Here is a 17,274-nt window from a genome sequence, read left to right as displayed (position 1 = left end):
CCCAAAATGCCCAGAAGTGCCCGAAACGGCCCCCAAAAGGCCAAATCTCCGTCGTTTTGAGTTGCCGACGAGGGAGGAGAGGAGGGAGGAGCGAGGTCAGAGCCAGCGGGGGCCGACGGGGGTGATGGTCACGGTGCGGGGCTCGATCGGCTCCTCGTCGGCGAGCTCGGGAGCCGCGGCATCCGCTGCCCCTGCAACGCCGCCCGTGGGCCGTTCGATGCGGATGTCGAGCCACGAGTCGCTCACGCCGTCGAGCATTCCCGCGCCCCACTCGACCACGACCACCGAGTTGGCGTAGTCGATGTCGAGGTCGTCGAGCTCCACCGCGCTGCCCAGGCGGTAGGCGTCGACGTGCACGAGCGCCGGGCCGCCCCGCAGGCTGGGATGCGTGCGTGCGAGCACGAAGGTGGGGCTCGTGACGGGGCCGCGCACCCCGAGCCCCTCGCCGAGCCCGCGCGTGAACGTCGTCTTCCCGGCGCCGAGCGGCCCCGTGAGCACCACGAGGTCTCCCGCGCGCAGGCGCCCCGCGAGCTCCGCGCCGAGCGCGCCCATCGCATCCGGATCGGTCACGAGCCGGGTCTCGACCGCCATCTAGACGTAGCTCCTGTGCACCCTCGGCCCGATGCGCGTGACGATCTCGTAGTTGATCGTGGATGCCGCGACCGCCCAATCGGTGGCCCCGGGGGCACCCGTCGCGGGGTCGCCGAAGAGCACCACCTCGTCGCCGACCTCGACGGGGTCGTCGCCGACCTCGACCACGAACTGGTCCATCGCGATGCGGCCGCACACGGGGTAGCGGCGGCCGCCGATGCTCACCTCCGCACGACCGGAGGCCTGCCGCGGCACGCCCTCCGCGTAGCCGAGCGGCACGAGGGCGAGGCCCGTCTCGCGCTCGGTGCGGTAGGCGTAGTCGTAGGAGACCCCCGTGCCGGCCGGAACGCGGCGCACGGCGGCGACGCGCCCGCGCACGGTCATCGCGGGGGTCAGGCCGAGCTCCGCGGCATCCGTGTCGTCGAACGGCGACAGCCCGTAGATGCCCACCCCCAGGCGCACCATCGTGAATCGGGCAGCGGGAAGACGGAGCGCCGCGGCGGTCGCGGCGAGGTGCACGAGCTCGGGCGCGATCCCGACGGCGGCAGCCCGCGCGACCGCCTCGCTGAAGAGGGCGATCGCGGCCGCGTCGTCGGCGGGGGAGGCGTTCGAGAGGTGGCTGAAGAGCCCCGTCACGCGGATCGTGCCGTCGTTCTGGAAGCGCACGGCGTCGGCGAGCACGACATCCCACTCGGCGGGGGCCACGCCGTTGCGGCTCAGCCCCGTCTCGAACTTGATCTGAACGGATGCCGGGGCCGCCGTCGAACCGGCTGCGGCGAGCTGCTCGAGCTGCGCCCGCGACGAGACGCCCACGTCGATGCCCGCCCGCACGGCCTCGCCGAAGTCGGCCTCCGGCTCGTGCAGCCAGGCGAGCACGGGCGCGGTGACACCCGCCTCGCGCAGGGCGACGCCCTCGCGGATGTCGGCGACCCCGAGCCAGTCGGCTCCCCCGGCGAGCGCAGCGCGCGCCGACTCGACGGCGCCGTGCCCGTAGCCGTTCGCCTTGACGACCGCCATCGTGTGCGGGGTGCCGACGAGTGCACGCAGGTGCTCGACGTTGCGGGTGATGGCGGCGCGATCGATGACCGCCTCGCGGAACAGCGGCTGCGTCATCCGATGCCCCTCTCGGCCACGACGAAGGCGCAGGCGAGCCCCGCGTCGTGGCTCATGCTCAGGTGCACCTCTCCGATGCCGAGCTCGGCGAAAGCGGCCGCGACCGTGCCCGTCACCCGGAAGGCCGGGTTGCCGTGGTCGTCGGAGACGACCTCCATGTCGTGCCAGCGCACGCCGTGGGCTCCGCCGATCACCTTGAGCAGCGCCTCCTTGGCCGCGAACCGGGCGGCGAGGGAGCGCGGAGCCCGATCCCGCTCGGCCGGCACGAAGAGCCTCTCGACGAGCCGCGGGGTGCGGGCCAGCGAGCGCTCGAAGCGCGCGACGTCGACGACGTCGACGCCGATTCCCGCGATCATGACGACCGCATCATTCGACCGTGACCGACTTCGCCAGGTTGCGGGGCTGGTCGACGTCGAGGCCCTTCGCCGCCGCGAGCTCCATCGCGAAGATCTGCAGCGGGATGACGGCGAGCAGCGGCTCGAAGAGCGGCGCGGCGAGCGGGATGGGGATGACCTCGTCGGCGAACGGCAGCACGGCGGCGTCGCCCTGCTCGGCGATCGCGATGACCCGGGCGCCACGCGCGCGGATCTCCTGGATGTTGGAGACCACCTTCGAGTGCAGGGTCGCCGAGCCGCGCGGGCTGGGCACGATCACGAAGACGGCCTGGCCCGGCTCGATGAGGGCGATCGGGCCGTGCTTGAGCTCGCCGGCGGCGAAGCCCTCCGCATGGATGTAGGCGAGCTCCTTGAGCTTGAGGGCGCCCTCGAGCGCGACGGGGAAGCCCACGTGGCGGCCGAGGAAGAGCACGGCGCGGGTGTCGGCCATCCAGCGGGCGAGCTGGGCGATCTCGCCGTGCGACTCGAGCACGGTCGCGAGCTTGTCGGGGATCGCGGCGAGCTCGGCGGCCTGGGCGGCGAGCTCCTCCTCCGAGAGGGTCCCCTTCACCCGCGCGAGGTGCAGGGCGAACAGGTAGAGCGCCGCGATCTGGGCGACGAAGGCCTTGGTCGACGCGACCGCCACCTCGGGCCCCGCGTGCGTGTAGATGACGGCCTCCGACTCGCGGGGGATCGTCGCGCCCTGCGTGTTGCAGATCGAGAGCACCCGGGCGCCGGCCTCCTTGGCGTACTTCACGGCCATGAGCGTGTCCATCGTCTCGCCGGACTGGCTGATCGAGATCACGAGCGTGTCGGGGGTGATCACCGGGTCGCGGTAACGGAACTCGTGACTGAGCTCGACGTCGACCGGCATCCTGCACCACTTCTCGATCGCGTACTTGGCGACCATGCCCGAGTACGCGGCCGTGCCGCAGGCGATGATCGTGATACGACGGATGCCGCTGAGCACCTCGTCGCCGAAGGCCTCGAGCTCCGGGATCCGGACCACACCGCCGTTCATGCGGCCGAGCAGGGTCTTCGCGACGGCCTCGGGCTCCTCGCTCACCTCTTTCTGCATGAAGCTCGACCAGCCGCCCTTCTCGGCGGCGGAGGCGTCCCACGAGATCTCGAACTCCTCGGTCTCGACCTCGGCCCCGTCGAAGTCGGTGACGGCGACGGCGAGGGGCGTGATGGTGACGATCTGGTCCTGCCCGATCGCGACGGCGCGGCGGGTGAACTCCACGAAGGCCGCGACGTCCGAGCCGAGGAAGTTCTCGCCGTCGCCGAGGCCGATGACGAGCGGGGAGTTGCGGCGCGCGCCGACGACGACGCCGGGCTGGTCCTGGTGCACGGCGAGAAGGGTGAAGGCTCCGTCGAGGCGCCGCACGACCGCGCGGAAGGCGGCGGTGAGGTCGCCCGTGCGACGGTACTCGCGGCCGAGCATGATGGCGGCCGCCTCCGTGTCGGTCTCGCTCGTGAACTCGAAGCCCTCGGCCACGAGCTCGGCCTTGAGCTCGCCGAAGTTCTCGATGATCCCGTTGTGGATGACGGCGAGCTTGCCGTCGTCGCCCAGGTGCGGGTGCGCGTTGTGGTCGGTGGGCCCGCCGTGCGTCGCCCAGCGGGTGTGCCCGATGCCGGTCGAGCCGTTGGCGACAGGGCTGGTCTCGAGATCTTTTTTGAGCACGGCGAGCTTGCCGGCGCGTTTGGCCGTGTTGAGGGTGCCGTGCTCATCGATCACGGCGATTCCGGCGGAGTCGTACCCGCGGTACTCGAGGCGGCTGAGGCCCCCGAGGAGGACTTCGAGGCTCTTCTGGTCGCCGACGTAACCCACGATTCCACACATGAACCCGATTTTATCCTCACTAAACTGGGAAGCTATGTCGGAGTCGGCCCTCACACCCGCCCACGGCCACAGTTCACCGTTCGTCGAATTCGACCGCGTCGACTGGGCCGGCCTCGTGCCATCCACTCCTCTCCCGCTCAGCGAGGTCGAGATCGTGCAGCTGCGAGGGCTCGGCGAGCCCCTCGATCTGCGCGAGGTGACCGAGGTCTACCTGCCGCTCAGCCGGCTGCTCAACCTCTACGTCGCGGGCACCCGCAACCTGCACAGGGCGACGAGCGACTTCCTGGGCGAGCGCGCCAAGACGACGCCCTTCGTCATCGGCGTCGCCGGCTCGGTCGCCGTCGGCAAGTCGACGATCGCGCGTCTGCTGCGCGAGCTGCTGGCCCGCTGGGTCGACACCCCGAGAGTCGAGCTCGTGACGACGGACGGCTTCCTGCTGCCCAACGCCGAGCTCACCCGACGGGGTCTGATGACCCGCAAGGGCTTCCCCGAGTCGTACGACCGCCGGGCGCTCCTGCGTTTCGTCAGCGACGTCAAGAGCGGCATCGCCGAGGTGCGCGCGCCGTTCTACTCGCACCTCAGCTACGACATCGTGCCCGACGCCGAGATCATCGTGCGGCAGCCCGACGTGCTCATCATCGAGGGCCTCAACGTTCTGCAGCCGCCCACCCCGGAGAGCCGGCTCGCGGTGAGCGACCTCTTCGACTTCACGATCTACGTCGACGCGCGCACGAGCGACATCGCCCGCTGGTACGAGGAGCGCTTCCTGTCGCTGCAGCGCGGCGCCTTCGCCAACCCGGAGTCGTACTTCCACCGCTACGCGAGCCTCAGCGAGGCCGAGGCACGGGCACGGGCCTCCGAGATCTGGCGCGAGATCAACGAGCCCAACCTCGTGCAGAACATCCGCCCGACCCGTTCGCGCGCGACCCTCGTGCTGCGCAAAGACAGAGACCACTCGGTCTCCTCGGTGCTCCTGCGCAAGCTCTAGCGGCGCACAAGCTCCAGCGGCGCACAACAAGCTCCAGCCAGCGAGCGCCGTCCTCTGCGCCTCCGGCCCGAGCCGGCCCCGCCCCTCTTCGCGGGTGCTCGTGCTCAGCTCACGTCGGGTCGATACGACGCGCTCAGCTCAGATAGCTGAGGGTGTCGCGCTCGCCCAGACGACGACGGATGACGGCGACCGCCTCCGGGTTCTCGTCGACGAGCACGAAGCGGCGGCCGAGCGACTGCGCCACCGCCCCCGTGGTGCCGCTGCCCGCGAAGAAGTCGAGCACCCAGTCCCCCGGCGCGCTGCTCGCCTGCACGATGCGCCTCAGCACGCCCTCGGGCTTCTGAGTGGGATAGCCGGTCTTCTCGCGACCGGTCGGCGACACGATCGTGTGCCACCAGACATCCGTCGGCAGTTTGCCGAGCGCGGCCTTCTCGGCCGTCACGAGCCCGGGCGCCATGTAGGGCTCCCGGTCGACGCCCCGCGAGTCGAAGAAGTACCCGGACGGGTCTTTGACGTAGACGAGGATCGTGTCGTGCTTGCTCGGCCACTTGCGGCGCGAGCGGGCCCCGTAGTCGTAGGCCCAGATGATCTCGTTGAGGAAGCACTCGCGTCCGAAGAGCGCGTCGAGCATGACCTTCGCGTAGTGCACCTCGCGGTAGTCGAGGTGCAGGTAGAGGGTGCCGTCGGGGGTGAGCAGGCGCCAGGCCTCGCGCAGGCGCGGCTCGAGGAACTCCCAGTAGTCGGCGAACTCGTCGTCGTAGCCGTAGAGGGTGCCCTTGACCGTCTCGTAGCGCTGGCCCTTGAAGCCCACCCTGTCGCCCGTCTCCGAGCGCACCATGGCGCTCGACTGCCGGCTCTGCGCACGGCCCGTGTTGAACGGCGGGTCGAGGTAGATGAGGCGGAAGGTCTCGTCGGGGAAGTCACGGATGACGGCCAGGTTGTCGCCCTGCACCACGAGGTCGTTGCCGCCGCGAGGCCAGGTCTCGGAGTTCTCGGCGGGCATCACGTCAACGAGCTTAGGGGCACGGGGCTCAGGGGCACGCGCGACGGCTCAGAGCGAGTGCCGTTCCCGCACGATGCCGGCGAGCTCGTGCGCGAGACGGTCGGCCGTGTGCTGGTCGGCGGCCTCCACCATGACCCGTACGAGGGGCTCGGTGCCCGACGGGCGCAGCAGCACCCGACCGGTGTCGCCGAGCTCGGCCTCCGCGTCGCGCACGGCCTGGGCGATGACCTCGTCGGTCTCGACGCCGCTCTTGTCGACGCCCGGCACGTTCACGAGGATCTGCGGGTACACCGACATCACCGAGGCGAGCTCGCCGAGGGTCTTGCCGGTGCGGGCCAGCTCGCTCGCGAGGTGCAGCCCCGTGAGGATGCCGTCGCCCGTCGTCGCGAAGGCCCGCATGATGACGTGCCCCGACTGCTCGCCGCCGAGGGAGAAGTCCTTCTCGTTCATGGCCTCGAGCACGTAGCGGTCGCCCACCCGCGTCTCGAGCATCGTGATGTCGTTCTCGGCCATCGCGACCCGCAGGCCGAGGTTGCTCATCACGGTCGCGACGAGCGTGCGGTCTTTGAGCACACCGCGTTCGGCCATCGAGACGGCGAGGATCGCCATGATCTGATCGCCGTCGATGATGTTGCCCTGGCCGTCGACGGCCAGGCAGCGGTCGGCGTCGCCGTCGTGCGCGATGCCGAGGTCGGCCCCGTGGATGACGACGGCCGCCGCGAGCGAGTCGAGGTGCGTCGATCCGACACCGTCGTTGATGTTCATACCGTCGGGGTCGTTGCCGATGACGGTGACCTTGGCGCCCGCGACCGAGAAGGCCTCGGGCGAGACGCCGGCGGCCGCGCCGTGGGCGCAGTCGATGACGACGTGCAGGCCGTCGAGACGATGCGGAAGGCTTCCGAGCAGGTGGACGATGTAGCGGTCCTCGGCGTCGGAGAAACGGCGGATGCGCCCGACCTCGCCGCCGACGGGAGCGAGCTTCTCGCCCGCGAGGGCCGCCTCGATCTCGTCCTCCAGCTCGTCGGGGAGCTTGGTGCCGCCGTGGGCGAAGAACTTGATGCCGTTGTCGGGCGCGGAGTTGTGCGACGCCGAGATCATCACGCCGAAGTCGGCGCCGACGTCGGCGATGAGGAACGCGGCGGCCGGGGTCGGCAGGACGCCGGCCTCGAGAACGTCGACCCCCGAGCTGGCGAGCCCCGCCGCCACCGCGGCCGAGATGAACTCGCCGGAGATGCGGGGGTCGCGTGCGAGCACCGCGACGGGGCGCCGCCCGGCCTCGCGAGCGGACGCACCCAGGATCTGGGCGGCCGCTTGCGCGAGGCCGAGCGACAGCTCAGCCGTGATGTCGCGGTTGGCAAGGCCACGGACACCGTCCGTGCCGAAAAGACGTGCCATGGAGCGCAGTCTGTACCCGGAGCGCGACTAGCGCTTCGAGAACTGCGGAGCCTTGCGAGCCTTCTTGAGACCGGCCTTCTTGCGCTCCTTGACGCGAGCGTCGCGGCTGAGGAAGCCCGCCTTCTTGAGCGTGGCGCGGTTGTTCTCCTCGTCGATCTCGTTGAGCGCACGGGAGATGCCGAGACGCAGTGCACCGGCCTGGCCCGAGGGGCCGCCTCCGGTGATGCGGGCGATCACGTCGTAGCTGCCGATGAGGTCGAGCACCGTGAACGGGTCGGTGATGAGCTGCTGGTGCAGCTTGTTCGGGAAGTAGTCCGCGAACTCACGGCCGTTGACCGTGATGGTTCCCGAACCGGGGATGAGGCGCACGCGGGCGATGGCCTGCTTGCGTCGGCCCACGGCTGCGCCGGGGACGTTGAGGACGGCGCGGGGGGTCTTGGGTGCGACCTCGGCCGGGGTCTCCGTCGAGTAGCTCTCCGGAGCCGCGTCAATCTGGTCTGCGATCTTCGCCACGATTGTGATTCCTTATCTGAAAGTCTGGCGCCGGACGCTTACTGGGCGACCTGGTCGAGGGTGTACTGCTTGGGCTGCTGTGCGCCGTGCGGGTGCTCCGGGCCGACGTAGACCTTGAGTTTGGTGAGCTGAGCACGACCGATCGAGTTCTTGGGCAGCATGCCCCGAACGGCCTTCTCGACCGCGCGGGTCGGGTTCTTCTCGAGGAGCTCCGAGTAGGTGACGGCCTTGAGGCCTCCCGGGTAACCCGAGTGGCGGTAGGCCTTCTTCTGCTCGAGCTTGGCTCCCGTGAGGGCGACCTTCTCCGCGTTGATGATGATGACGAAGTCCCCGCTGTCGAGGTGGGGCGCGAACGTCGGCTTGTGCTTGCCGCGAAGGAGGATCGCGGCGTGGCTTGCGAGGCGGCCGAGGATGACGTCGGTCGCGTCGATGACGACCCAGTCACGCTGGATCTCGCCGGCCTTAGGGGAATATGTGCGCGTCACAGTAGTGCTGCTTCCTTGAGTTCGAAATGAGGTGTTCGTGAATCCCGCTCCCTGTCGTGTTCGCGAGAAAAACATCTCGGTAACACCGGCGGTGGAGGGCTCAACTTCGAGTGCCGCGCGTGGCGCAGACACCAAACGTCCATACTAGGCCACAGGCGGCGACCCGGTCAAACTGCAGCGCTCGACCCGGCCGTGCCGTCGTCCGCGGCACTCGGCTCGACCGCGCCCTCCGCCTCGGCCTCGCCGTCGAGCCGTCGCCGCGCGCGCGTCTGCTCTGCGCGGAACCTCAGCAGGCCGTCCTCCGGATAGCCGACACGGATGAGGGTCAGGCCCCGAGCGGGCATGACCTTGAACTCGTTGTCGCGTTCGCGCTGCTCGAGCAGCCGGGTGAGCTCCTGCGCGGGCAGCTTGCCCTCTCCGACCGACACGCAGGCCCCCACGAGCGCTCGCACCATGCTGTGGCAGAAGGCGTCGGCCTGCAGGAAGGCCACGATCGTGCCGTCCTCGTCGCGCCGCCAGCGGAAGTCCTGCAGCGTGCGGATGGTCGTCGCGCCCTCGCGCGGTTTGCAGTAGGCGCGGAAGTCGTGGAGCCCGACGAGACTCGCGGCCGTGGCATCCATCGCCTCGACGTCGAGAGGCAGGTGGTGCCAGTAGGTGCGGTGCCGCTGCAGCGGGTCGCGATGCGCGACCGCGTCGGCGATGCGGTACTCGTAGCGGCGCCAGACCGCCGAGAAACGTGCGTCGAAGCCCTCGGGGGCGATGCGCGCCCTGTGCACGACGATGTCGCTGACCGCGCCCAGCACGCCGTTGACCCTGCGCAGCAGCTGCACCTCCGGATCCGAGCTGACCGCCGTCTCCCGGTGCCCACGGCTGGGCTTGACGAGCGCGGCGAGCTGTTGGCGGGTGAGCTCGACGTGGGCGACCTGCGCGGCCGCGTGCACACCGGCATCCGTTCGCCCGGCGACCACGAGCCGCGGGGCCGGCGGATGGCGGCGGAAGATCGTCTCGAGGGCCTCCTCGAGCGTGCCCTGCACCGTGCGCAGCCCCGGCTGGCGCGACCAGCCCGTGAAATCGGAGCCGTCATACGACAGATCGAGCCGGAAACGCACCGGCTCCTGCGAATTCTCGACCATCATCACACCCGCCACGGGTGAATAGTCTAGGCGGCAGGTGCGGGGAGTTATCGTTGTCGGGCACCTACTGCACCTCACGAAAACATGACGACACAGACCGACTCCCCTGCGCCAGCCCCGACCGCGACGGCGGCCGCGCTCTCCGACGCGCGCGCGGGGCGGCCGCGCTACGCGGGCCTCGACGGGCTGCGCGCGCTCGCGGTCATCGCGGTCGTCGTCTACCACCTCTTCCCGGGCTTCCTGCCGGGCGGGTTCATCGGGGTCGACGTCTTCTTCGTCGTGAGCGGCTTCCTCATCACGAGCCTGCTCATCGACGAGCGCGTGCGCACCGGGCGGGTCGCGCTGCGCTCGTTCTGGTGGCGCCGTTTCCTGCGGCTCGTGCCGGCGATCGGCGTGCTCCTGCTCGTCTGCTGCACCTTCGCCTGGGTCGTCGGCGGCGACGTGCTCGTCGGCCTCGACTGGCAGGTGCTCGGCGCCGCGACCTTCAGCTACAACTGGCTGGCGATCGCCTCCGACGGCAGCTATTTCGCGCTCACGGCGCCCGAGCTCTTCCGCAACCTGTGGTCGCTCGCCGTCGAGGAGCAGTTCTACGTGCTCTGGCCGCTCGCCCTCCTCCTGCTGCTCCTGCTGCGCCGCGACGGAGGCCGCCGGCGCTCGGTCATCACCCTGATCGTCGTCGTGGGCCTCGCCGTGGCATCCGCCGCCGCGATGTGGCTGCTCTACGTTCCCGGAACGGATGCGACCCGGGTCTACTTCGGCACCGAGACCCACAGCTTCGGGCTTATGCTCGGCGCCGCGCTGGCCCTCGCCCACTCGTCCCAGCTCCCCCGAGACCCCGCCCGGGCCCGGCGGCTCCTGCCCGTCATCGAGAGGTGGTCGCCCGTCATCGGGATCGCCGCGCTCCTCGGTCTCGTGACCTTCGCCGCCCTGCTCCACGACACGGCGACCTTCACCTATCACGGCGGCCTGCCGATCGTGAGCGTGCTCACCGTCGTGCTCATCTGGTCGGGCATCCAGTCGGGGCGGCGGCTGGGCCGGTGGCTGGATGTCGCACCCCTGCGCTACCTCGGAGAACGCTCCTACGGGCTCTACCTCTGGCACTGGCCCGTCTTCGTGATCGTCGCGGCCGTGCTGCCCGCCCTCCCGGGAACACCGCGCAGCGTGCTCGTGGGGGTCCTGACGCTCGTCGTCTTCGTGCCCGTGGCCTTCCTCTCCTACCGGTACATCGAGCGGCCCATCCGACGGCTGGGCTTCCGGGAGGCCGCGCGCCGCGCCATGGCGCCGGTGCGCTCGGCACGCGTGCGCCGCCGGATCGTCGCGGGGGTCGCCGTCGTCGTGACGCTCCTCCTGGCCGGCTCAGCCGCAGCGCTCGCCTCCGCGCCGCGCGTCTCGAGCGCGCAGCAGAACATCGAGAGGGGCCTCGCCGCGCTCGCGAGCCCGGGGCCGACGCAGGCTCCGGCCGTGACCGAGACCCCGGCCCCGCCCGCCGACGCCGATCCGGCCCCGACGACCCCGCCCGAGCCCGCGGCCCCGAACGCCCCCACCGACCCGACCACACCCCCGGCGCCTCCCGCCCCGGCCGTGACCATTCCCTCGGGCGACCAGATCACGGCGATCGGCGACTCGGTCATGCTGGCCTCGGCCCCCGAGCTCCAGAGCACCTTCCCCGGCATCGCGATCGACGCCACCGTCTCCCGGCAGTTCTCCGAGGCGCCCGACATCGTCCAGGCGCTGAGCGACCAGGGAGCCCTGCGCCCGGTGATCCTGATCGGTCTGGGCACCAACGGACTCGTCTCCAACGACGGCCTGGAGCGGATCCGCGCGATCGCCGGCCCCGACCGCGAGATCGTGCTCGTGAACGCCTTCGCCCCCCGCGACTGGGTTCCCGTGGTCAACCAGACTCTGGGCAATTTCGACATCGCCTACACGAACGTCGCGTGCGCCGACTGGAGCACAGCGATCGCGGGTCACCTCGACCTGCTCTCCGAAGACCAGATCCACCCCGGCCCCACGGGTGGGCAGATCTACGCGAACGCCGTGAGCGACGCCCTCGCCCGGCTCGCGCAAGAGAAGCAGCATGCGGCCCCCCTCGACGCCTTCACGCCCTCAACCGCCGGCTAAAAATCATCCGGCGCCTCGCGGCACGTGAAAAGCCCGGGGGCACCCGGAAAGTCACGTGCCCGCGAGACTTTCACGTGCCCGCCCGAAACGCGTCGTTGGGGGGCAGCTGTGTCGCCTCGGCCCGCTCGGGCGCGAAATCCACGACACGGATGCCGGCCTCGCCCCGGCCCCGCGACCTCGATCACGCCTTCCTGCAGCCAGGCTGGCGAAGGGCACAAAAAAGCCCCGGCCGTCGCGACGACGGCCGGGGCTTTCCGGTGTGCAGGTGCTTTACTTGGCGTCGTCGGCCTTCTCGGCGTCTGCCGCGGGCTCGGCGGCCGCGTCGTCGGCCTTCTCGGCCGCGTCGGACTCGACCTCGGCGGCGGCCTCGGTGGTCTCCTCCTCGGCGATGGGCTCGGAGGCCTCGACGGTCTCGGTCTCCTCGACCTCGGCCGCGTCGGCGACGGGCTCAGCAGCCGGAGCGGCCTTCGAGGTGCTCGAACGCTTCACCTTGGGGGTGACGGGCTCGAGAACGAGCTCGATCTGCACCATCGAGGCGTTGTCTCCCTTGCGGAAGCCGAGCTTCGTGATGCGGGTGTAGCCGCCCTCACGCTCCGCGACGAGCGGAGCGATCTCGGTGAAGAGCTCGTGGATGACCGACTTGTCGCCGATGATCGCGAGCGCACGACGACGAGCGTGCAGGTCGCCGCGCTTCGCGAAGGTCACCAGACGCTCGGCGACGGGGCGCAGTCGCTTGGCCTTCGTCTCCGTGGTCTTGATGCTCTTGTGCGTGAAAAGGGCAGCAGCCAGGTTGGCGAGCAGGAGTCGCTCGTGAGCAGGACCGCCTCCGAGGCGGGGGCCCTTGGTTGGCTTTGGCATGTTAGTGAATCTCCAGTGTCAAATGTCGGTTAGCCGTCTTGCGACGAGCCTTAGATGTTCTCGTCGTCGTAGCCGCTGTAGAAGTGCGCCCCGTCGAAGCCGGGAACGGAGTCCTTGAGCGACAGGCCGAGCTCGGTGAGCTTGTCCTTGACCTCATCCACCGACTTCTGACCGAAGTTGCGGATGTTCATGAGCTGCGTCTCCGAGAGGGCGACCAGTTCACTGACGTTGTTGATGCCCTCGCGCTTGAGGCAGTTGTACGAGCGCACCGAGAGGTCGAGATCTTCGATCGGGATCGAGAGCTCGGAGCTCAGCACGGCGTCGACCGGCGCGGGGCCGATCTCGATGCCCTCGGCCGCGTTGTTGAGCTCGCGGGCGAGACCGAAGAGCTCGGTGAGGGTGCGGCCGGCCGAGGCGATGGCGTCGCGCGGGGTGATCGCCGGCTTCGACTCGACGTCGACCACAAGACGGTCGAAGTCGGTGCGCTCACCGGCACGCGTCGCCTCGACGCGGTAGGTGACCTTGAGCACGGGCGAGTAGATCGAGTCGATCGGGATCTGACCGGCTTCGCTGAACTCGTTGCGGTTCTGCGTGGCCGACACGTATCCGCGGCCGCGCTCGATCGTGAGCTCGAGCTCGAACTTCGCCTTGTCGTTGAGCGTCGCGATCACGAGCTCGGGGTTGTGGATCTCGACGCCCGCAGGAGCAGAGATGTCGGCAGCGGTGACCTCGCCGGCGCCCTGCTTGCGCAGGTAGGCCGTGATGGGCTCGTCGTGCTCGCTCGAGACGACGAGGCCCTTGATGTTGAGGATGATCTCCGTGACGTCTTCTTTGACACCAGGGACGGTGCTGAATTCGTGGAGCACGCCGTCGATGCGGATGCTCGTCACAGCTGCACCGGGGATCGAGGACAGGAGGGTCCGGCGAAGCGAGTTACCGAGGGTGTAACCGAAACCCGGCTCGAGCGGCTCGATGACGAACCGCGAACGGAACTCCGAAATGTTCTCTTCGGTGAGCGTTGGACGCTGTGCAATAAGCACTGTTGATTCCTTTCGGCTAAGTGTCCGCTATATGACACTTGCGTTGGCGACCGGGTGGCTGGCCCGGCTATCTATGGAGTTGTGTAGAGAACGTGACCATCGACCGCCGGCCGGTCGTACGGTGACGGGGCTCGTCGGATTCGACGAGCCCGATCACCGGCGGATCGGCCGGCGGTCAACGCGAAAGGTCAGACGCGGCGACGCTTCGGCGGGCGGCATCCGTTGTGCGCCTGCGGGGTGACGTCGTTGATCGAGCCGACCTCGAGGCCTGCGGCCTGAAGCGAGCGGATCGCGGTCTCGCGACCGGAGCCCGGCCCCTTGACGAAGACGTCGACCTTCTTCATGCCGTGCTCCTGAGCCTGGCGGGCAGCCGACTCCGCAGCGAGCTGAGCGGCGAACGGGGTCGACTTGCGCGAACCCTTGAAGCCGACTCCACCGGACGACGCCCAGCTGATGACCGCACCGGTGGTGTCGGTGATCGAGACGATCGTGTTGTTGAACGTGCTCTTGATGTGGGCCTGGCCCAGAGCGATGTTCTTCTTTTCTTTCTTGCGCGGCTTACGAACGGCCGATTTTGGTGCTGCCATTGTTTTCTCCTAAAACTTTTATGGCGATACGAGCAGTGCTCGCTATCGGGCCTTCTTCTTGCCGGCAACGGTGCGCTTCGGCCCCTTGCGGGTGCGAGCGTTGGTCTTGGTGCGCTGGCCGCGCACGGGGAGGCCGCGGCGGTGGCGGATGCCCTCGTAGCTGCCGATCTCGACCTTGCGGCGGATGTCGGCGGCCACCTCGCGGCGGAGGTCGCCCTCTACCTTGTAGTTGCCTTCGATGTAGTCACGCAAGGCGACGAGCTGGTCGTCGCTCAGGTCCTTGACTCGGATGTTTCCGTCGATGGAGGTGTCGGCGAGGGTCTTGAGCGCCCTCGTGCGGCCGACACCGTAGATGTACGTCAATGCGACTTCCACGCGCTTGTCGCGCGGAATGTCTACGCCTGCTAGACGTGCCATTGTGGCTTCTCCTGTTGGTGAGTGGAGGTGTGGAGCAGCGCCTGTGCCCGGGCCTCCAACCCGGGGTGTCCCCTGCCGGAGCAGGTTCTGACGGTGCCGTTATCTCGTGTTCAGTTGTCACTCGTGGAGCGAGCCCGCCGGCATCCGGCAGGCTCGGTCGACGATCTAGCCCTGACGCTGTTTGTGGCGCGGGTTGTTCTTGCAGATGACCATGACATTGCCGTTGCGGCGGATGACGCGGCAGTGCTCGCACATGGGCTTGACGCTGGGCTTGACCTTCATAGCTGTTCCTTCATTCGCTGTCTTCGTACCCGCTCGCCGTGATGTCCGGGTTCGGACGCGGGAGCGGGCCGTTACTTTTCAGCGCTCGTTACTTGTAGCGGTAGACGATACGGCCGCGGGTCAAGTCGTAGGGGCTCAGTTCTACGATCACCCGGTCTTCGGGCAGAATGCGGATGTAGTGCTGACGCATCTTGCCGGAGATGTGGGCGAGAACTTTGTGTCCGTTGGTCAACTCAACGCGAAACATCGCGTTGGGAAGAGCCTCGACCACAGAGCCTTCGATTTCGATGACACCGTCTTTTTTGGCCATAGCCTCACTGTCGCTCAAGAGTAATGATTGCTGATCGTGCGGGTGGAGTGGTGAAAACGGCGCGCGCGGGCGCGCTCAAGACACCAAAGAGCAATCTTATGTGATAATCCCGCTTTTCGCCAATCGTTCGCCGGCGGCGGAGCCTCCGTCGCGATCGCAGTCGCCTCCGTCGCCCTCACCCGTACTCAAAACGACGGACATTCTGCCGATTTGAGCGGATTTGAGGCTCACAAGGCCCGGTTTAAGCGAAATCTCCGTCGTTTTGAGAACGACGAGAAGCGAGCGGATGCCGCGACTCAGCGCTGCCCGCGACGTCGAACGAGCCCGACCACGAGCAGCAGCACGCCGATCGCGATGACGGCGGCCACGCCGATGATGATCGGGAGGGTGTTGACACCCGTCTGTGCCAAGAATTCCGTTGTGACTGACATGGTGCCTCCGACTCGGGTTCTGCGCGGCCGTCAGTGTACTCCCGGAGCCTCGGTGTTCCCCTGCACCCGCCGGATGGCCTAGCCCCGGGCGGCCGCAGCGACCGCGGCTCGGGCCTCCGGTGCGCCGTCGGCGGCCAGGGCGACCGCCGCGAGCTCCTTCGCCTGGGCGAGCGTCACGCCGGCGAGCTCGGTGCGCACGTCGCCGAGAGCGGCGGACGACATCGACAGGCTCGTGGCCCCCAGCCCGACGAGCACGACGGCGAGGGCGGGATCGGCCGCGGCCTCCCCGCAGATGCCGACGGGCTTGCCCGTCGCGACCCCTGCTGCGCCCACCTCGCCGACGAGCTTCAGCACGGCCGGGTGCCACGGATCCTGGAAGCCGGCGACCGAGCCGAGCATCCGGTCGGCCGCGAGGGTGTACTGCGTGAGGTCGTTGGTGCCGATCGAGACGAAGTCGGCGACGGCGAGGATGCGGTCCGCGAGAAGCGCCGACGCCGGCACCTCGACCATCACGCCCGCCATCGCGAGCCCCAGCTCGTGGGCGAGCTCGACGAAGTACCGCGTCTCCTCCACCGTCGAGACCATGGGCGCCATCACCCAGACCTCGGCGTCGGTGGCCGCGTCGGCGTTCGCGAGCGCCGTGAGCTGCTCGCGCAGGATGTCCTCCTTGGCTCGCAGCGCCCGCAGCCCGCGCAGGCCGAGGGCGGGGTTCTCCTCCTCGCCGTCGTTGAGGAAGGGCAGCGGCTTGTCGGCGCCCGCGTCGAGCACGCGCACCACGACCTTCTGCCCGGGGAACTGCGCGAGCAGGGCCGTGTACTGCTCCTGCTGCTCGACGATTGTGGGCGCCATCGCCGCGTCGAGGAAGAGGAACTCGGTGCGGAAGAGGCCGACACCCTCCGCTCCGCGCTCGATCGCGACCGCGGCCCCCTCCGCCGAGCCGAGGTTGGCCAGGAGCGGCAGCCCGGTGCCGTCGGCGAGACGGCCGGGCCCCACGGGCGCTTCGGCGCGGCCCGCGCGATCCGCGATGGCGGAGCGCGCGGCATCCTTCTCGTCGGCGGAGGGGTCGACGACCACACGGCCGGCCGCGGCGTCGACGATCACCTCCTGCCCGTCGTGCAGCGCGAGCGCGCCCGAGGCGCCGACGATCGCGACGATCGCCTTGTCGCGCGCCAGGATCGCCGTGTGCGAGGTGGGGCCGCCATCGCTCGTCACGAGGGCGAGCACCTTCTCGAGGTCGAGCAGGGCGGTGTCGGCCGGCGCGAGGTCGCGTGCGACGAGCACGAAGGGGTGGTCCGGGGCCGGCACCCCCGGCGCGGGGAGCCCGCCGAGGTCGGCGATGACCCGCTGCGAGATGTCGTCGAGGTCGGTCGCGCGCTCGGCCATGTAGCCGCCCATGCCTACGAGCAGCTCGCGGAAGGCGGCGAAGGCCTCGAACACAGCGCGCTCTGCGGTGATCCCCGTCTGCAGCCGGGCGGTCACGTCGTCGCTCAGCGCCGGGTCCGCCGCCATGAGCGCCTGTGCGTCGAGCACCTCCTGCGCGGTCCCTCCCGCACGCTCGCCCCGAGCGCGCAGCTCGTCGGCGACGGCGGCGAGAGACGCGGCCGCGCGCTCGCCCTCCTCCGCCGGCGAGAGAGCGCTCTGCGCGCCCACCGGCTCGGGCAGAGGCTCCGGCATGAGGATGACCGGCCCGATCGCCACGCCCTGTCCAACACCGATCCCGTGCAGTTCCATCGCCATCCTCACGTCGCGGATCGAACTCCGCCCGAACGGACGTCGCCACCCAGCTTCAC

19 protein-coding genes are annotated in these 17,274 nt (G+C 69.4%); 2 read left to right on the top strand and 17 right to left on the bottom strand.

Annotated elements, in window-relative coordinates:
- Positions 1–96: 96 nt before the first annotated feature.
- The 4 genes from tsaE to glmS are packed head-to-tail and all read right to left on the bottom strand — an operon-like array spanning position 97 to position 3,921.
- Positions 97–591, bottom strand: a complete 495-nt coding sequence (tsaE, locus tag CLV54_RS08055; protein WP_211294491.1) for a tRNA (adenosine(37)-N6)-threonylcarbamoyltransferase complex ATPase subunit type 1 TsaE — start codon at positions 589–591, stop codon at positions 97–99.
- The gene (gene alr, locus CLV54_RS08050; protein WP_100344473.1) at positions 592–1,704 is read right to left on the bottom strand and encodes an alanine racemase; all 1,113 of its coding nucleotides are present in this window, start codon (positions 1,702–1,704) and stop codon (positions 592–594) included.
- Complete coding sequence (locus CLV54_RS08045) at positions 1,701–2,060, bottom strand: holo-ACP synthase (RefSeq protein ID WP_100344472.1); 360 nt, start codon at positions 2,058–2,060, stop codon at positions 1,701–1,703. The genes alr and CLV54_RS08045 overlap by 4 nt, the downstream gene beginning before the upstream one ends.
- Positions 2,061–2,070: 10 nt before the next feature.
- Positions 2,071–3,921: a glutamine--fructose-6-phosphate transaminase (isomerizing) gene (gene glmS, locus CLV54_RS08040; protein ID WP_100344471.1), complete on the bottom strand. Its 1,851-nt coding sequence runs from the start codon at positions 3,919–3,921 to the stop codon at positions 2,071–2,073.
- A 34-nt stretch (positions 3,922–3,955) separates the two neighbouring features.
- Here glmS and coaA point away from each other — a divergent pair, with 34 nt between their 5' ends.
- Positions 3,956–4,909 carry a type I pantothenate kinase gene (gene coaA / locus CLV54_RS08035; protein WP_100344470.1) on the top strand — a complete coding sequence of 318 codons (954 nt, stop codon included), beginning with the start codon at positions 3,956–3,958 and terminating at the stop codon, positions 4,907–4,909.
- 133 nt (positions 4,910–5,042) lie between these two features.
- Here the strand turns inward: coaA and CLV54_RS08030 are convergent, their stop codons facing one another.
- The 5 genes from CLV54_RS08030 to truA all read right to left on the bottom strand — a co-directional run bounded on the left by CLV54_RS08030 (position 5,043) and on the right by truA (position 9,438).
- Entirely contained in the window at positions 5,043–5,912 is an 870-nt protein-coding gene (locus CLV54_RS08030) for a DNA-methyltransferase (protein WP_100344469.1), read from the bottom strand.
- A 48-nt stretch (positions 5,913–5,960) separates the two neighbouring features.
- The gene (glmM, locus tag CLV54_RS08025) at positions 5,961–7,307 is read right to left on the bottom strand and encodes a phosphoglucosamine mutase (RefSeq protein ID WP_100344468.1); all 1,347 of its coding nucleotides are present in this window, start codon (positions 7,305–7,307) and stop codon (positions 5,961–5,963) included.
- Between the two features lie 27 nt (positions 7,308–7,334).
- A complete protein-coding gene (rpsI, locus tag CLV54_RS08020; RefSeq protein WP_100344467.1) occupies positions 7,335–7,820 on the bottom strand; it encodes a 30S ribosomal protein S9 in 486 nt (161 codons plus the stop codon).
- A 38-nt stretch (positions 7,821–7,858) separates the two neighbouring features.
- On the bottom strand, positions 7,859–8,305 hold the full coding sequence (gene rplM / locus CLV54_RS08015; RefSeq protein WP_100344466.1) for a 50S ribosomal protein L13: 447 nt from the start codon (positions 8,303–8,305) through the stop codon (positions 7,859–7,861).
- A gap of 167 nt (positions 8,306–8,472) precedes the next feature.
- Positions 8,473–9,438 carry a tRNA pseudouridine(38-40) synthase TruA gene (truA, locus tag CLV54_RS08010; RefSeq protein ID WP_425430277.1) on the bottom strand — a complete coding sequence of 322 codons (966 nt, stop codon included), beginning with the start codon at positions 9,436–9,438 and terminating at the stop codon, positions 8,473–8,475.
- Positions 9,439–9,522: 84 nt separating this feature from the next.
- On the opposite strand from truA, the gene CLV54_RS08005 reads away from it, so the two are divergent.
- Positions 9,523–11,559 (top strand): acyltransferase family protein, encoded by a 2,037-nt coding sequence (locus tag CLV54_RS08005; RefSeq protein WP_100344465.1) that lies wholly within the window; start codon positions 9,523–9,525, stop codon positions 11,557–11,559.
- A gap of 270 nt (positions 11,560–11,829) precedes the next feature.
- On the opposite strand, the gene rplQ is transcribed toward CLV54_RS08005, so the two are convergent.
- The 8 genes from rplQ to ptsP form a co-directional block, all read right to left on the bottom strand.
- A complete protein-coding gene (gene rplQ, locus CLV54_RS08000) occupies positions 11,830–12,417 on the bottom strand; it encodes a 50S ribosomal protein L17 (protein WP_100344464.1) in 588 nt (195 codons plus the stop codon).
- 50 nt (positions 12,418–12,467) lie between these two features.
- Positions 12,468–13,457, bottom strand: coding sequence for a DNA-directed RNA polymerase subunit alpha (locus CLV54_RS07995; RefSeq protein ID WP_100344463.1), 990 nt, complete (start codon positions 13,455–13,457; stop codon positions 12,468–12,470).
- A gap of 188 nt (positions 13,458–13,645) precedes the next feature.
- Positions 13,646–14,044 (bottom strand): 30S ribosomal protein S11, encoded by a 399-nt coding sequence (rpsK, locus tag CLV54_RS07990; protein ID WP_100344462.1) that lies wholly within the window; start codon positions 14,042–14,044, stop codon positions 13,646–13,648.
- Between the two features lie 42 nt (positions 14,045–14,086).
- The gene (rpsM, locus tag CLV54_RS07985; protein WP_100344461.1) at positions 14,087–14,461 is read right to left on the bottom strand and encodes a 30S ribosomal protein S13; all 375 of its coding nucleotides are present in this window, start codon (positions 14,459–14,461) and stop codon (positions 14,087–14,089) included.
- A 165-nt stretch (positions 14,462–14,626) separates the two neighbouring features.
- Positions 14,627–14,743 carry a 50S ribosomal protein L36 gene (gene rpmJ, locus CLV54_RS07980; protein ID WP_100344460.1) on the bottom strand — a complete coding sequence of 39 codons (117 nt, stop codon included), beginning with the start codon at positions 14,741–14,743 and terminating at the stop codon, positions 14,627–14,629.
- 88 nt (positions 14,744–14,831) lie between these two features.
- Complete coding sequence (infA, locus tag CLV54_RS07975; RefSeq protein WP_021759551.1) at positions 14,832–15,053, bottom strand: translation initiation factor IF-1; 222 nt, start codon at positions 15,051–15,053, stop codon at positions 14,832–14,834.
- A 296-nt stretch (positions 15,054–15,349) separates the two neighbouring features.
- On the bottom strand, positions 15,350–15,484 hold the full coding sequence (locus CLV54_RS18125; protein ID WP_281258167.1) for an MYXO-CTERM sorting domain-containing protein: 135 nt from the start codon (positions 15,482–15,484) through the stop codon (positions 15,350–15,352).
- Positions 15,485–15,562: 78 nt separating this feature from the next.
- Complete coding sequence (ptsP, locus tag CLV54_RS07970; RefSeq protein WP_425430272.1) at positions 15,563–17,215, bottom strand: phosphoenolpyruvate--protein phosphotransferase; 1,653 nt, start codon at positions 17,213–17,215, stop codon at positions 15,563–15,565.
- Between the last annotated feature and the right edge of the window lie 59 nt (positions 17,216–17,274).

Origin of the sequence: Compostimonas suwonensis, assembly GCF_002797855.1 — a bacterium.
Classification (GTDB): domain Bacteria; phylum Actinomycetota; class Actinomycetes; order Actinomycetales; family Microbacteriaceae; genus Compostimonas; species Compostimonas suwonensis.
Note: the sequence above shows the minus strand (reverse complement) of the source record. Positions and strands in the feature narration are given on the sequence as shown.

Excerpts from the sequence above, each read along its gene's own strand:
- rpsK (WP_100344462.1), bottom strand. The coding sequence starts at position 14,044 with ATGGCAGCACCAAAATCGGCCGTTCGTAAGCCGCGCAAGAAAGAAAAG.
- CLV54_RS18125 (WP_281258167.1), bottom strand. The coding sequence starts at position 15,484 with ATGTCAGTCACAACGGAATTCTTGGCACAGACGGGTGTCAACACCCTC.
- coaA (WP_100344470.1), top strand. The coding sequence starts at position 3,956 with ATGTCGGAGTCGGCCCTCACACCCGCCCACGGCCACAGTTCACCGTTC.
- glmS (WP_100344471.1), bottom strand. The coding sequence starts at position 3,921 with ATGTGTGGAATCGTGGGTTACGTCGGCGACCAGAAGAGCCTCGAAGTC.
- CLV54_RS08005 (WP_100344465.1), top strand. The coding sequence starts at position 9,523 with ATGACGACACAGACCGACTCCCCTGCGCCAGCCCCGACCGCGACGGCG.
- rpmJ (WP_100344460.1), bottom strand. The coding sequence starts at position 14,743 with ATGAAGGTCAAGCCCAGCGTCAAGCCCATGTGCGAGCACTGCCGCGTC.
- ptsP (WP_425430272.1), bottom strand. The coding sequence starts at position 17,215 with ATGGAACTGCACGGGATCGGTGTTGGACAGGGCGTGGCGATCGGGCCG.
- tsaE (WP_211294491.1), bottom strand. The coding sequence starts at position 591 with ATGGCGGTCGAGACCCGGCTCGTGACCGATCCGGATGCGATGGGCGCG.
- truA (WP_425430277.1), bottom strand. The coding sequence starts at position 9,438 with ATGGTCGAGAATTCGCAGGAGCCGGTGCGTTTCCGGCTCGATCTGTCG.
- glmM (WP_100344468.1), bottom strand. The coding sequence starts at position 7,307 with ATGGCACGTCTTTTCGGCACGGACGGTGTCCGTGGCCTTGCCAACCGC.
- rplQ (WP_100344464.1), bottom strand. The coding sequence starts at position 12,417 with ATGCCAAAGCCAACCAAGGGCCCCCGCCTCGGAGGCGGTCCTGCTCAC.
- rpsM (WP_100344461.1), bottom strand. The coding sequence starts at position 14,461 with ATGGCACGTCTAGCAGGCGTAGACATTCCGCGCGACAAGCGCGTGGAA.
- alr (WP_100344473.1), bottom strand. The coding sequence starts at position 1,704 with ATGACGCAGCCGCTGTTCCGCGAGGCGGTCATCGATCGCGCCGCCATC.
- infA (WP_021759551.1), bottom strand. The coding sequence starts at position 15,053 with ATGGCCAAAAAAGACGGTGTCATCGAAATCGAAGGCTCTGTGGTCGAG.
- CLV54_RS08030 (WP_100344469.1), bottom strand. The coding sequence starts at position 5,912 with ATGCCCGCCGAGAACTCCGAGACCTGGCCTCGCGGCGGCAACGACCTC.
- CLV54_RS08045 (WP_100344472.1), bottom strand. The coding sequence starts at position 2,060 with ATGATCGCGGGAATCGGCGTCGACGTCGTCGACGTCGCGCGCTTCGAG.